This is a genomic window from Gabonia massiliensis (genome assembly GCF_001403595.1).
In the GTDB taxonomy this organism is placed as follows: Bacteria; Bacteroidota; Bacteroidia; order Bacteroidales; family Coprobacteraceae; genus Coprobacter; species Coprobacter secundus.
Map to the genome: position 1 here is coordinate 306486 of NZ_LN877939.1, position 13521 is coordinate 320006.

Consider the following 13521-nt stretch of genomic DNA (forward strand, 5'->3'; position numbering starts at 1 on the left):
GTATAAATGTACAACGAAATCTGTTGATTCTAATGCTTATTAACTGTTTTTAGAACATCTTCATGTATTTCAACCGGATATTTTCGATTTAAATTGTCTACCCATAACTTCTCAAGATAATTTTGATAATCAGCGGTAACTTGTCCCCGAACATCGGTAAAACACTCCGGCATCTTTTTCAACTTCTTACCTGAAACAAATATAACCGGCAACTTCTCATCTATAGCAGCATTTTTATCTTTAAATATCAGTTTATCCACAATATTATTATCTCCTTGAACATAAAGTCCCTTCACTATTTTAACAGAAGTAACACTATCGTTATTAAATTCCTTATTAATATAAAAAACTACTGAATCAGCAGGTAATGACTTCATTCTTTTCTTTACAGCCTTTGCCACATCTTTATCTATACAACTAACAGCATATCCTTTATAATGGGGCTTATCCCATGCATAAGCTTTTTTATTTTCTTTAAAATATTTTGCTAAACCGTCCTCATCTTTAGCTGCTTTATCCCAAACTTCACGATTGCTAATCTCAAAAAGTAACATTCCATCCCGATATTCATTCATTAAATTACGAAAATCGGCATATTTATTTTCCAATTGAGAGTCTTCATATTTCAATATCTGGCTATCTATATAAGCATTAAGCTTATCATTCAGATATGTTATTGCATCAATAGAAGCATTTCCTCTACGCATTTTTTTCATATAATCAGCAAACCCAGACACTGGATAATCATTTCCTGCCAATGAAAACAAAGAAGCTTGATTATTTTTAACAGTTGCTATAAATAGGGAATCAGCCGGAAACATAGTCTTTGCAAATTGTTCAAGTTTTACTTTTTCAACTGTATTTAAAGTATATCCATAATCAATTTTGAGCTTTTCGATAAGAGCTTTCTGACCTTGATTTCCTCGCTCATCCTGAGAAATACGCCGCATAATATTTGGTTTCATTTCCTCAAAAGATTTTATAGAGCGACGATCAAGCAATTTAATAATATGCCATCCGTAAGGTGACAATACGGGTTCCGATATATCCCCCTTATTCTTTAATGCAAAAGCTGCGTCTTCATATTCTTTTACAATACGCCCTGTTCCAAACCAAGGTAACTCTCCTCCTCTTTGCCCAGAAGCTTTATCTTCTGATTTTTCTTTAGCAATTTTAGCAAAGTCGCCACCTTGTATTACTTCCTGATATATCTCTTTCGCCTTTAACTCTTTTTCTTTCTTCGTCTCATTCGAAGAATTCGCCGGAACCATAATCATAATATGAGAAGTAAGCACTTCCCCACGATCTGGCCTACGATTAGAAACTTTAATCAAATGATATCCAAAGGACGTAAGAACCGGTTCTGAAACAGAACCTACAGGTGTATTATAAGCAGCCGTTTCAAACGGATATACAGTCATAAAACCGGTAATATAACCTAAATACCCACCATTATTTACTACCGACGGGTCTTCAGAATATTGCTTGGCTAATTTCGTAAAATCCTCACCTTTACGAATACGCTCTAATACAGAAAAGGCTTTCTGATAGACCTTTTCCCTCTCCTCAGAAGAAGCTCCCGGACTTACTTTAAACAAAATATGGCTTACTTCTACATTTTCTTTCAAACGGTCATATGCCTCATGAGCTAAACGGTCGTCAACTCGACTATCCACCAAATAAGGTTGAGCTAACTGAGTTCGATATCCCGCCAATTCATTTATAAAAGCTTTTGTTGTATCAATGCCATTAGCCTCAGCTTCAGCAACTTTGAGCTTATAATTTTTAAACAATGTTACATATTCGTCTAACGACTTATTATCTATCTGCTGTTGATTATTCTTGTTATAAATATACTCAAACTCAGATCGTTTAATACTTTTTCCATTTATTTTCATTAATTCAGGATCATCGTTCTGGCTATAACCGGGCCAAGCCAACGAACAACCAACATAAAGCGATACTAATAACCAATTGTTTTTCATCGTTTTTTATCGTTTTCTACAATTATAAATGATATATTTCAATTTCATTTTGTTTCATACAATCTTGTATTCTACAAAAAGAATACACTAATTTAACGAATCAAATATAAGAAAATTATATTTATTCTGATAAATTAGTGTATTTATCTGTCCTTATTTTAATAGTATAGACTTTGGTGTTTTTTATATACGCACAAAAATCTCATCTTATGTTATTAGGCCCTACTACTATAATTAGGAGACTCACTCGTAATTGTAACATCATGAGGATGACTCTCTGCTACTCCGGCATTCGTTATACGGGTAAATTTAGCCTGATGCAAAGCTTCTATATCAGCAGCACCACAATAACCCATACCTGCACGTAATCCTCCCACCATCTGATAAATCACTTCATATAAAGAACCCTTATATGGAACTCGTGCAGCAATTCCCTCAGGAACCAATTTCTTTACATCAGTTTCACCTGCTTGGAAATAACGGTCCTTCGAGCCCTTTTCCATAGCTTCTAACGACCCCATTCCACGATATGATTTAAATTTTCGTCCGTTATAAATAATCGTTTCACCAGGAGACTCTTCTACTCCGGCCAACAGACCACCTAACATAACAGAATATCCTCCAGCGGCTAAAGCCTTAACAATATCTCCTGAATAACGGATACCCCCATCAGCAATCAACGGTATACCCGTACCCTCTAAGGCTTTTGCTACATCATAAACCGCAGATAATTGGGGAACCCCCACTCCTGCAATTACACGTGTCGTACAAATAGAACCCGGTCCAATACCGACTTTTACACCATCGGCTCCGGCATCCACCAAATAACGGGCAGCCTCACCTGTTGCAATATTACCGACAACTACATCAATCTGAGGATAGGCAACCTTTACTTGTTTCAAAACAGATACTACACCTTTAGAATGGCCATGTGCTGTATCAATAACTATTGCATCAACTCCCGCATCTACCAAGGCTGCAACACGCTCCATCGAATCAGCAGTCACTCCTACTCCAGCAGCAACACGCAAACGTCCCAACTTATCTTTACAAGCAAAAGGCTTGTCTTTTGCTTTTGTTATATCTTTATAAGTAACCAACCCTATCAATTTTCCATTCTTATCTACAACCGGCAACTTTTCTATTTTATGATTTTGCAATATATCAGCGGCCTGTTGTAAATCAGTCGACTGATTCGTTGTAACTAAATTTTTAGAAGTCATCACTTCATCTATAGTACGACGCAAGTTCTTCTCAAAACGGAGATCTCTATTGGTCACAATACCTACTAATCGTCGCTCGTCATCAACTACAGGAATACCTCCTATATGATATTCGCTCATCAGATCAAGGGCATCCTTTACTGTAGAACCTCTTTTAATCGTTACCGGGTCATAAATCATACCGTTTTCTGCACGTTTCACAGAATGTACTTGCTTGGCTTGGGCTTCTATCGACATATTTTTATGTATAACTCCAATTCCTCCTTCACGGGCAATTGCTATAGCCAATTGAGCTTCTGTAACCGTATCCATAGCAGCAGAAACTAACGGAATATTTAACTGAATATTTCGTGAAAACTTGGTAGTAAGTTTAACTTCACGCGGTAAGACTTCGGAATAAGCGGGGATTAACAATACATCATCAAACGTTAACCCATCCATAACAACTTTATCTGCAATAAATGACATATGAGGTAGGTGTTAAAAATTTATTGCGTACAAAGATAATTATTTTTTTAATGAATATTTATACGACCGGAAAATTTTTCTCATTTTTTTAAGATTTCACCCATACATTACCCTCAAAAAGTAAAATCGACAGTTACAAAAATAGAATATCTATTTTCAAATTGCTCATTCTTCACAATAAAGTATTGTACAAATAGAAAAGGCACTTATAAAACAGTGCCTTCTCCCCCACATTCAATTATTATAGTTTTATTAATTACCCATTTCCGAAAGAAACTTGATACGAACCAAACGTATCTCTTCTTCTGTATAATCTCTACCTAATTCATTAATGGCATCTTCAAGACTATCGGAATCAGCTTCTTTAAAATACTCAAATATATCTTCAATATGGTCCTCATCCNGAATATACTATAGCTTCTACCTCATCTAATAAATCAGAAAATTCTAATCCTTTCGATTCGGCCAATTCATCTAAAGCAATTTTACGATCTATACCTTGTATTATAGAAACTTTCAATTTAGATTTATTAGCAACCGTCCTAACTCGCAAATCTTCAGGACGTTCTATTTCATTCTCATCACAATGAATTTTGATTACTTTAATAAATTCCTCTCCGTAACGTTTTGCCTTACCGGCCCCTACTCCGGGAATATTCTGCAACTCTTCTATCGTTACCGGATAAGTCGTTGCCATCGCTTCCAATGAAGGATCCTGAAATATGACATAGGGAGGAAGTTCTAGTTTCTTTGCAATCTTTTTCCGTAAATCCTTCAATATCGAATATAATGTGGGATCGACAGCACATGAGGCCCCTCCTTTCATCGGAACCTCTTCCTCTATCTCTTCAAAATCATTGTCTTCCACTATCTTAAATGAAACAGGCTTTTTAAGGAAAGCCAATCCCGCTTTAGTCACTTTCAATAAACCATAATTCTCAATATCTTTATCGAGATAACCTGCAATAAGAGCTTGCCGTATTACGGCATTCCACGTTTTCTCTTCTTCACCCTGTCCGCACCCGAATACTTCGAGTTCATCCTGATGATATGATAACACTTCTGTTGTTTCTTTTCCTAACAAAACATCGATCACATGATCGGCTTTAAACTTTTCCTTTAATGCTACGACAGTTTCAATAACTGCACAAAGTAAATCTTGAGCTTCCACTTGTTTCTTTGGGTTTAAACAATTGTCACAATTTCCACAATTTTCCTCATTATATTCCTCACCGAAATAATGCAACAACAATTTTCTACGACATACTGACGACTCAGCATATGCTGCCGTTTCAAGCAATAGCTGTTTCCCGATTTCTTGCTCGGCTATGGGTTTCCCCTGCATAAACTTTTCAAGCTTTTGCAGGTCCTTATTCATATAGAATGTTATACACTGCCCTTCACCTCCATCACGTCCGGCTCTCCCAGTCTCCTGATAATATCCTTCAAGACTTTTCGGTATATCATAATGTATCACATACCTCACATCAGGCTTATCAATTCCCATACCAAAAGCTATAGTTGCTACAATTACATCTACTTTCTCAAGCAAAAATGCATCTTGATTTTGAGTACGTGTAGCAGAGTCCATTCCGGCATGATAGGGTAAAGCATTTATCCCATTTACTTTCAAAGTTTCAGCCAGCTCCTCTACTTTCTTCCGACTCAAACAATAGATTATACCAGATTTTCCCGGCTGATTCTTGATATAACGAATTATATCCTTATCGACATTTTGGGTTTTGGGACGTACTTCATAATATAAATTCGGACGATTAAACGACGATTTAAAAACCGCAGAATCGGTCATTCCCAGATTTTTCTGAATATCGTGTTGTACCTTCGGTGTTGCTGTTGCTGTAAGAGCAATCAGCGGATGAGATCCTATTTCATTAATAATGGGACGTATACGACGATATTCAGGACGAAAGTCATGCCCCCATTCTGAAATACAGTGCGCTTCGTCCACTGCATAAAACGAGATTTTAGCTTGTTTAAGAAATTCAATATTTTCCTCCTTCGTCAAGGACTCCGGAGCAACGTACAATAATTTAGTCTTACCAGACAGAATATCTGTCTTAACCTGGTCGATTGCAGATTTATTTAAAGATGAATTTATAAAATGTGCTACGCCATCTTCTTCACTGAAATTGCGCATAGCATCTACCTGATTTTTCATCAAAGCAATTAAAGGAGAAATAACTACCGCTGTACCATCAAGCAATAAAGAAGGCAACTGATAGCACAACGATTTACCACCCCCGGTAGGCATCAATACAAATGTATCTTTACCCGCCAACAAATTTTCGATAATTGCCTTTTGGTTACCCTTAAAGGTGTCAAAACCGAAATATTTTTTCAGCTCTTCTGTCAGGTTTATCTCTTTAGTCATGCAATTCTGTGATTAACAACGTAAATATCAATATCAAAATCCGCACTAAACTTTGGACTATAACAAATTTATAAACAAGTCTGCAAAATAACCAACTATTTTTACTCTTTTTTCTAAGTACGTATAAAATTTATTATTACAATCTTGAAAAACAAATATACAACATTGATTTCTTACAAACCAATATTTTCTTACAAAAATACCAATTTTAATGTAGAGTCAACATGTTTGTTTTCGCCAGCTTCTCTTCTGCATACTCTCTAGTTATCACCAAAGACTTTTCGTCAGAAGAAGGCATATCAAACATAGCATCCATCATAATATTTTCAGCAATTGAGCGTAATCCTCTCGCACCCAACTTGAATTCTATCGCTTTCTCTACAATAAAATCAAGAGCACTTTCGTCAAACGTGAGCTTGATATCATCCATTTCAAACAACTTTACATATTGCTTGATAATAGAATTTTTGGGTTCTGTCAAAATACGACGTAAAGATTTTTTGTCTAACGGTTCGAGATAAGTAAGAATAGGCAATCGTCCGATTATTTCAGGAATCAATCCAAAAGATTTTAAATCCTGAGGCGATACATATTGCAATAAATTGTCTCTATCTATCTCTGCCGTTTTTTTCCCTGCAGTATACCCGACAACACGAGTATTGAGCCGCATAGCTATTTTTTTCTCTATACCATCAAATGCACCACCGCATATATACAATATATTTTTTGTATTTACGGCAATCATTTTCTGATCCGGATGTTTCCGTCCCCCTTGAGGAGGAACATTTACAACTGAGCCTTCAAGTAACTTAAGAAGTCCCTGCTGTACACCTTCTCCACTGACGTCCCGAGTTATCGACGGGTTATCACTCTTTCTGGCAATCTTATCAATCTCGTCAATAAACACGATTCCTCGTTCCGCAGCCTCAACATTATAATCTGCAACCTGCAACAGACGGGTCAGAATACTTTCTATATCTTCCCCTACATACCCGGCCTCGGTAAGAACTGTAGCATCTACAATAGTAAATGGCACATGCAACATACGAGCAATCGTTTTAGCCAGCAGAGTTTTTCCTGTCCCGGTAGGGCCGACCATGATTATATTTGATTTTTCAATCTCTACATCGTCTTTGTCCGCAGTCTGATTTTGTAATAATCGTTTATAATGATTAAACACCGATACAGCTAAAAATCGTTTAGCTGCATCTTGTCCAATCACGTATTCATCCAAAAACTTCTTGATTTGTTGTGGCCGGGGCAAATCTTTTTGAGTGAAACCCAGAGCCGAATTCTGTTTCTTTTTCTTTCCAAAAGCTTCTTCAGTAATCAGATACGCCTGTTCAGCACACGTATCGCAAATATATCCTGTTTGTCCGGCAATTAACAGATTCACTTCTTTCTCTGACCTGCCACAAAAACTACATTTATTCTCTTGTTTTGCCATTATTCTCTTTCCGGTATCTTTTCTTTTTTCTTTTTATTTATTCCGTACCAGCACTTCATCTATCATACCATATTCTTTTGCCTCTGCAGCAGTCATCCAATAATCTCGGTCTGAATCTTTCTCTACTTTCTCATACATATTTCCTGAATGATCTGCAATAATAGTATACAACTCCTTTTTCAACTTCTGTATCTCTCTCGCTGTAATTTCTATATCAGAAGCTTGGCCCTGAGCCCCCCCCATAGGCTGATGAATCATTACTCGAGAATGACGAAGAGCAAAGCGTTTTCCCTTAGTACCTGCAACTAAAAGAACCGCACCCATAGAAGCAGCCATACCGGTACAAATAGTCGATACATCACTTGCGACATATTGCATCGTATCATATATTCCTAAACCGGCATATACACTGCCACCCGGAGTATTTAAATAAATTGAGATATCTTTGCCCGGATCTGCAGAATCAAGATAAAGCAACTGAGCCTGTATAACATTGGCAGTATAATCGTCAACTTGAGTCCCCAAAAATATTATACGGTCCATCATCAAGCGAGAAAACACATCCATTTGGGCCACATTTAACTGACGCTCTTCTATAATCGTCGGAGAAATATAACTACTGGATATATCCATATATTGATCTAAAGCGAGACCATTCATTCCTAAATGTTTGGTCGCATACTTTCTAAAATCGTTTGTCATAATTTTTCGTTTACAATTAAAATCTATATTATTTTTCTCAAACAAAGGTATAAATAATTTTATCAAACATACAAATAAATTTTACGCTGATAAAGAATATTCATATCTATTATTCGATTATTGTCCGTAACTAACAATAACCATTCTCAAAACAGCACATATCTTTATAACATTTATATTTTAAGAAATGTTGAATAAATATTTTGTATAAAACAAAGTAATATATTAAAGAATCAGATTACATTTTAAGCAAAAGCTCAAAAACTTGAATAATTTTTCGACTGATTTAAAGGAAGAAAAACTAATAATTAATTATTAAATAATGGTGGAATAAGTCAAATACAATATCAATAAAATCTCCATTATAATGACTTAATACATCTGAATAAACTATTTCCTAAATATAAAGGAGCTACTGTCATAATCGAAGTAAGTCGCACCCAAAAAGGAAAAAACAAACTATAAAAAGGATATAAGATATAATTCTATGGTAAAAAATATTATACTTTTACTATATTTGTAAATAGTTGAATGATAGATAAAAAACATTTAAAAATATACAAAAATAGAATTACAAACCTAAAGAGTTAAATGTATGAATAAAAAAATGTTATTTTGTATTGGAGTTTGTGCAACTATATTTTGTTGTACAAATGGTAAAAAGGCGAAAGAAAGCTATTCTAATAACAAAGCTGATTCTTTGTCCACAAACATTATAGGAATAACAGAAAATACAAATGACAGTGCTGTTTTTGTTGTAAACGGACATGAACTACCATTAGATATACTATCAGCTATTGATAGGAATAAAATAGCAACAATAACAGTTGTTAAAGATACTACACTTGCGAAAAGATATGGAGAAAAAGGAAAAAGAAACGGGGTTGTACTTATAACTCTAAAATAAAAATAAACCTTCTGAAATATACTGAAAGGTTTATTGCCATATTTTTCTATATGTGGTTTTTATATAGATTTATACCTATTGGAAAGCACACAATAAACATAATCAAGATAGACAAGAAATCAAGAGAAATAATTTCAAATAAACATAATAAAAGAATAACTATGTGAAATCATTATATTAAAATGAAAAAGGTTAGTGCAAATATCACAAAATATACAGATAGTATTGCTTTGTATGCAGGTTACCGAACTCCATTTGTTGCCGGTGGGCTCTCAAATTTTATAAACACAGACAAAAAAATGGCAGACAATTACAAAAAAATTATAGTACAACTATAATAGCCATTAAAGCAAGTTATGGTAAATTGGATTTAGTAAAAAATATATATAAATTACTCCTTCAAATAATCTCATGAATAAGTCTCATGAAAATTACTTTAAACCTCGTATCTTTTATTGAAATGGAAAAAAGAAAAAGTTCTGAAATTTAAAAATTTCAGAACTTTTTCTTTTAATTTTCGCGGTGCGTACGGGACTTTAACTTATACAATTAAGAAATCTCATAAGATTGCAATATACTGATAGTAATCAAGTTATTACAAATCTACTATATTATTAAATATCATTAAATACCTTTTGCTGTTTCAATTATTGGGTGTATATTTGGGTGTTGAATTTCAAACGCACCCAATTATGAATATCAAACGAAACATCATTTTTGCTTTGGAAAGCCGCAAGAAAAACGGAGTACCAATCGTGGAGAATGTCCCCATTCGTATGCGCGTGGTTTTCGCCAGCCACCGTATAGAGTTCACAACGGGCTACCGCATAGATGTCGCCAAATGGGATGCCGACAAACAGCGGGTAAAGAACGGCTGCACCAACAAGCTGAAGCAAAGCGCATCGGAAATCAATGCGGACTTGCTGAAATACTACACTGAAATCCAAAATATCTTCAAGGAGTTCGAGGTGCAGGGATTCATGCCCACTACCGAGCAGGTAAAGGATGCATTCAACAGATTGCACGATGGGAAAAAGGAAGAGGAGAAAGCCCCGGTGGTGTTTCTCCCTTTGGAGGTATTTGACGAGTTCATCAAGGAGTGCGGCACGCAAAACGGCTGGTCTGATGCCACCTATGAGAAATTTGCCGCAGTAAGGAAGCACCTTGACAAGTTTGACAAAGGGCTGACTTTTGAATCGTTGGACGAACCCAAGTTGACAAAGTATGTGAATTTCCTGAAAGACACCGAAGACATGCGGAATACATCCATCATGAAACAGGTCGCCTATCTGAAATGGTTCCTGCGCTGGTGTACCAAGAAGGGATATTGCATGAACAATGCCTACGAAGATTTCAATCCTAAACTGCGAAGTACCCCGAAAAAGGTGATATTCCTCACATGGGAAGAACTGAACCAACTCAAAAACTATCAGATACCCGAAACGAAGCAATATCTGGAACGGGTGAGGGATGTCTTTCTGTTCTGCTGCTTCACCGGACTCCGGTATTCAGATGTGCATAACCTGAAGAAAAGCGACATCAGGGACGGATATATAGAAATCACCACCGTAAAGACCGCCGAAAGGCTTATCATCGAGCTTAACAACCACAGCAAGGCGATATTGGATAAATATAAAGATGTGGAGTTTGAGGGGCATAAGGCTCTCCCTGTCATCAGCAACCAGAAGATGAACGATTATTTGAAGGAATTGGGCGAGCTTGCCGAAATCAACGAGCCTGTGAGTGAAACCTACTATAAAGGGAGCAGGCGCATAGACACCATTACACCCAAATACGCATTGCTGGGCACCCATGCCGGAAGAAGAACTTTTATCTGCAATGCCTTGGCTCTTGGCATTCCGGCTCAGGTGGTCATGAAATGGACGGGACACAGCGACTACAAGGCGATGAAACCCTACATAGACATCGCCGATGATGTGAAAGCCAGTGCGATGAACAAATTCAACCAACTATAAAAACAACTAGCAAGTTTCATGGAAAGCCTGTAATTTGGCTTACCTTTGTGACTTTCAAAGCATATAACACAATGAGCAACAACGATAACAATATAGAGAAAAGAAGTTTCGAGGCTTTCGTCAGTGCCATCGGTTCAGAAATAGAGCAGGCGCAAGTCCGGCTCATCAGTGCAGCCAATGCGCAGATGCTGTTCCATTACTGGAAGATGGGCAACTACATATTGTACCATCAAAACCTGCAAGGATGGGGCGGCAAGGTCATCAAGAAACTGGCGCAGGCGATACGGTTCAATTATCCCGAAAAGAAAGGTTATTCGGTCAGGAACTTGGCTTATATGTGCCAGTTCGCACGCTCATACCCATTGGGTGCATTACGGAGTTTCATCGAAACCGATGCAAAATTGATTACTCCCAGTGTGCAGAAAATCACGGATGAAATCCAAAGCCTGAACAATGTTTCATCTACGAAAGAACCTCTTGCGCAAATACAATCATCAGACAACAAGGGAGTTACAATTGTGCAAGAACCTCTTGCACAAATTCAGGATGTAGCCCAGACAGTAGCCGCCGTTTACCGGATGCCGATTGAGGACATGGAAAAACTCTTTCTGGCGTCACCTGTGGCACGAATCAATTGGGCAAGCCATGTGATTATGCTCAACAGTTCGCTTCCGTTGGGTGTGGAGTACTGGTATATGAAGCAATCCGTGGAAATGGGTTGGAGCAGCAATGTCCTTAAAATGCAGATTGAAAGTAAACTGTATGAACGGCAAATCAACAGCCACAAGGTCAACAATTTTACCGCCACGCTTCCCGCACCTCAAAGCGACCTTGCCAATTACCTGTTGAAAGACCCGTACATCTTTGACTTGGCAGGAGCCAAAGAACGTGCGGACGAAAGGGACATAGAAGAACAATTGGTAAAACACGTTACCCGTTATCTGTTGGAGATGGGCAACGGATTCGCCTTTGTCGCAAGACAGAAGCATTTCCAGATTGGCGACAGCGATTTCTATGCCGACTTAATCCTGTATAACATCAAGCTCCATGCATATGTGGTCGTAGAACTGAAAGCTACCCCGTTCAAACCGGAATACGCAGGACAGTTGAACTTCTACATCAATGTGGTGGATGACAAACTGAGGGGAGAGAACGATAACAAGACCATCGGGCTGCTGCTGTGCAAGGGCAAGGATGAGATTGTAGCACAGTATGCGCTGACAGGCTATGACCAGCCTATCGGCATCAGTGACTACCAGCTTAGCAAGGCAGTACCCGAAAATCTGAAATCTGCGTTGCCGAGCATAGAACAGGTGGAAGAAGAACTGACGATGCTTCTTGACAATGAAAAGAACAAACAAAAGTAAAACACCTATGGCAGACAAGATACAGACGATGATTCCCCTATACGGAGAACTCAACAGAATATACAGGGACTATATAGATAATCACGCCTTCTCTTTTGACAGGCAGAAATTCATTTCGGATTTCTGTCAGCAGTATAGTGACACAAAGTCTTTTGAAGCCGCCATCCTTGAACTGGTGCTTGACAGGCAAAAAGAACAATACACCTTGATACTCAACAGCCTGAAAACCGAAATAGAAAAGAGCATACAAGCTTATGAAACGCACCCCATAAGTGACAGCGCGATAGAACGTGTTTGTTATCTGCACATGGAAAGGTATTCCCTTGAAATTGAATCCCAACTGGATGTTACAAGAAGTCTGAGCAAGCCGCTGAATGAAGCCAACAACAGGTATGATTCCATTGGCTACAGGGAACACACTGCCGAAGAGGAAAAACAGGCGGAGAAAGAATATGAACGCTGCAAGGCTGAATATGACAAGGAAAGAGCCATACTGAACGAACTCTATGACCAGCAAAAGGCAGCAAGGAAAGAGGCATTCCAATATATGAAGAACCGTTGTAAGGATATTTATCAGTTGAGTTTTCATTTCTTGGAGATACTGGAAAAATATATTCCGGACACAGAAGCCAAACGGAACGAGCCGGATAAACAGGAAGTACGACAGGAAACGGAAGAAGAAACAGTTTCAAGTGAAGAAAAACACGAATATTTCAGTATGAAGCTGCTTTCTTCCATTCACGAAATTTGTGTGGGAGAACAGTTTGAAGAAATTTCCGCACCGGATTTTTATGCCAACATGAACCTACAATCCTGCAACTGCAAGCTGAAAATCAAAGCAAGAGAGAAAATACGTGTGTGCTATCTGATATTCCTGATGTGCGAAAAGCTCCCAAAGCAGGAAAAGGACAAATGGAAAGACAGCATCCTAAAACTGTTGGGCATTGAGGAAAGTTATTACAAGTCAAAATACAAAGAGCCTGTTTCTGATTTTCCAAGCGATAGCAACCAAAACTTTGCCAAAGAAATGAAACTCATATTTAAATAAGTAGCA

Annotated in this window: 8 protein-coding genes and 1 pseudogene; 4 read left to right on the forward strand and 5 right to left on the reverse strand. The window is 37.5% G+C overall.

Going from position 1 to position 13521, the window contains the following annotated elements; all coding sequences use genetic code 11:
• Window positions 1-29 precede the first annotated feature (29 nt).
• The 5 genes and pseudogenes from BN2628_RS06165 to clpP form a co-directional block, all read right to left on the reverse strand.
• Complete coding sequence (locus BN2628_RS06165; RefSeq protein WP_055096531.1) at window positions 30-1985, reverse strand: peptidylprolyl isomerase; 1956 nt, start codon at window positions 1983-1985, stop codon at window positions 30-32.
• A gap of 215 nt (window positions 1986-2200) precedes the next feature.
• Window positions 2201-3676 (reverse strand): IMP dehydrogenase, encoded by a 1476-nt coding sequence (guaB, locus tag BN2628_RS06170; RefSeq protein WP_021931343.1) that lies wholly within the window; start codon window positions 3674-3676, stop codon window positions 2201-2203.
• A 252-nt stretch (window positions 3677-3928) separates the two neighbouring features.
• Window positions 3929-6068, reverse strand: a pseudogene (recQ, locus tag BN2628_RS06175) (DNA helicase RecQ).
• 208 nt (window positions 6069-6276) lie between these two features.
• Entirely contained in the window at window positions 6277-7515 is a 1239-nt protein-coding gene (gene clpX, locus BN2628_RS06180; protein WP_021931345.1) for an ATP-dependent Clp protease ATP-binding subunit ClpX, read from the reverse strand.
• 33 nt (window positions 7516-7548) lie between these two features.
• Window positions 7549-8217 (reverse strand): ATP-dependent Clp endopeptidase proteolytic subunit ClpP, encoded by a 669-nt coding sequence (gene clpP / locus BN2628_RS06185; protein WP_044230295.1) that lies wholly within the window; start codon window positions 8215-8217, stop codon window positions 7549-7551.
• A 595-nt stretch (window positions 8218-8812) separates the two neighbouring features.
• Between clpP and BN2628_RS17535 the strand changes: the two genes are divergently transcribed.
• The 4 genes from BN2628_RS17535 (at window position 8813) to BN2628_RS06205 (ending at window position 13515) form a co-directional block, all read left to right on the forward strand.
• A complete protein-coding gene (locus BN2628_RS17535) occupies window positions 8813-9124 on the forward strand; it encodes a hypothetical protein (protein ID WP_021931347.1) in 312 nt (103 codons plus the stop codon).
• Window positions 9125-9816: 692 nt separating this feature from the next.
• Complete coding sequence (locus BN2628_RS06195; RefSeq protein ID WP_055097107.1) at window positions 9817-11100, forward strand: site-specific integrase; 1284 nt, start codon at window positions 9817-9819, stop codon at window positions 11098-11100.
• 71 nt (window positions 11101-11171) lie between these two features.
• Window positions 11172-12467 carry a PDDEXK nuclease domain-containing protein gene (locus tag BN2628_RS06200; protein ID WP_055096533.1) on the forward strand — a complete coding sequence of 432 codons (1296 nt, stop codon included), beginning with the start codon at window positions 11172-11174 and terminating at the stop codon, window positions 12465-12467.
• 7 nt (window positions 12468-12474) lie between these two features.
• A complete protein-coding gene (locus BN2628_RS06205; RefSeq protein ID WP_055097110.1) occupies window positions 12475-13515 on the forward strand; it encodes a hypothetical protein in 1041 nt (346 codons plus the stop codon).
• Window positions 13516-13521: the final 6 nt, after the last annotated feature.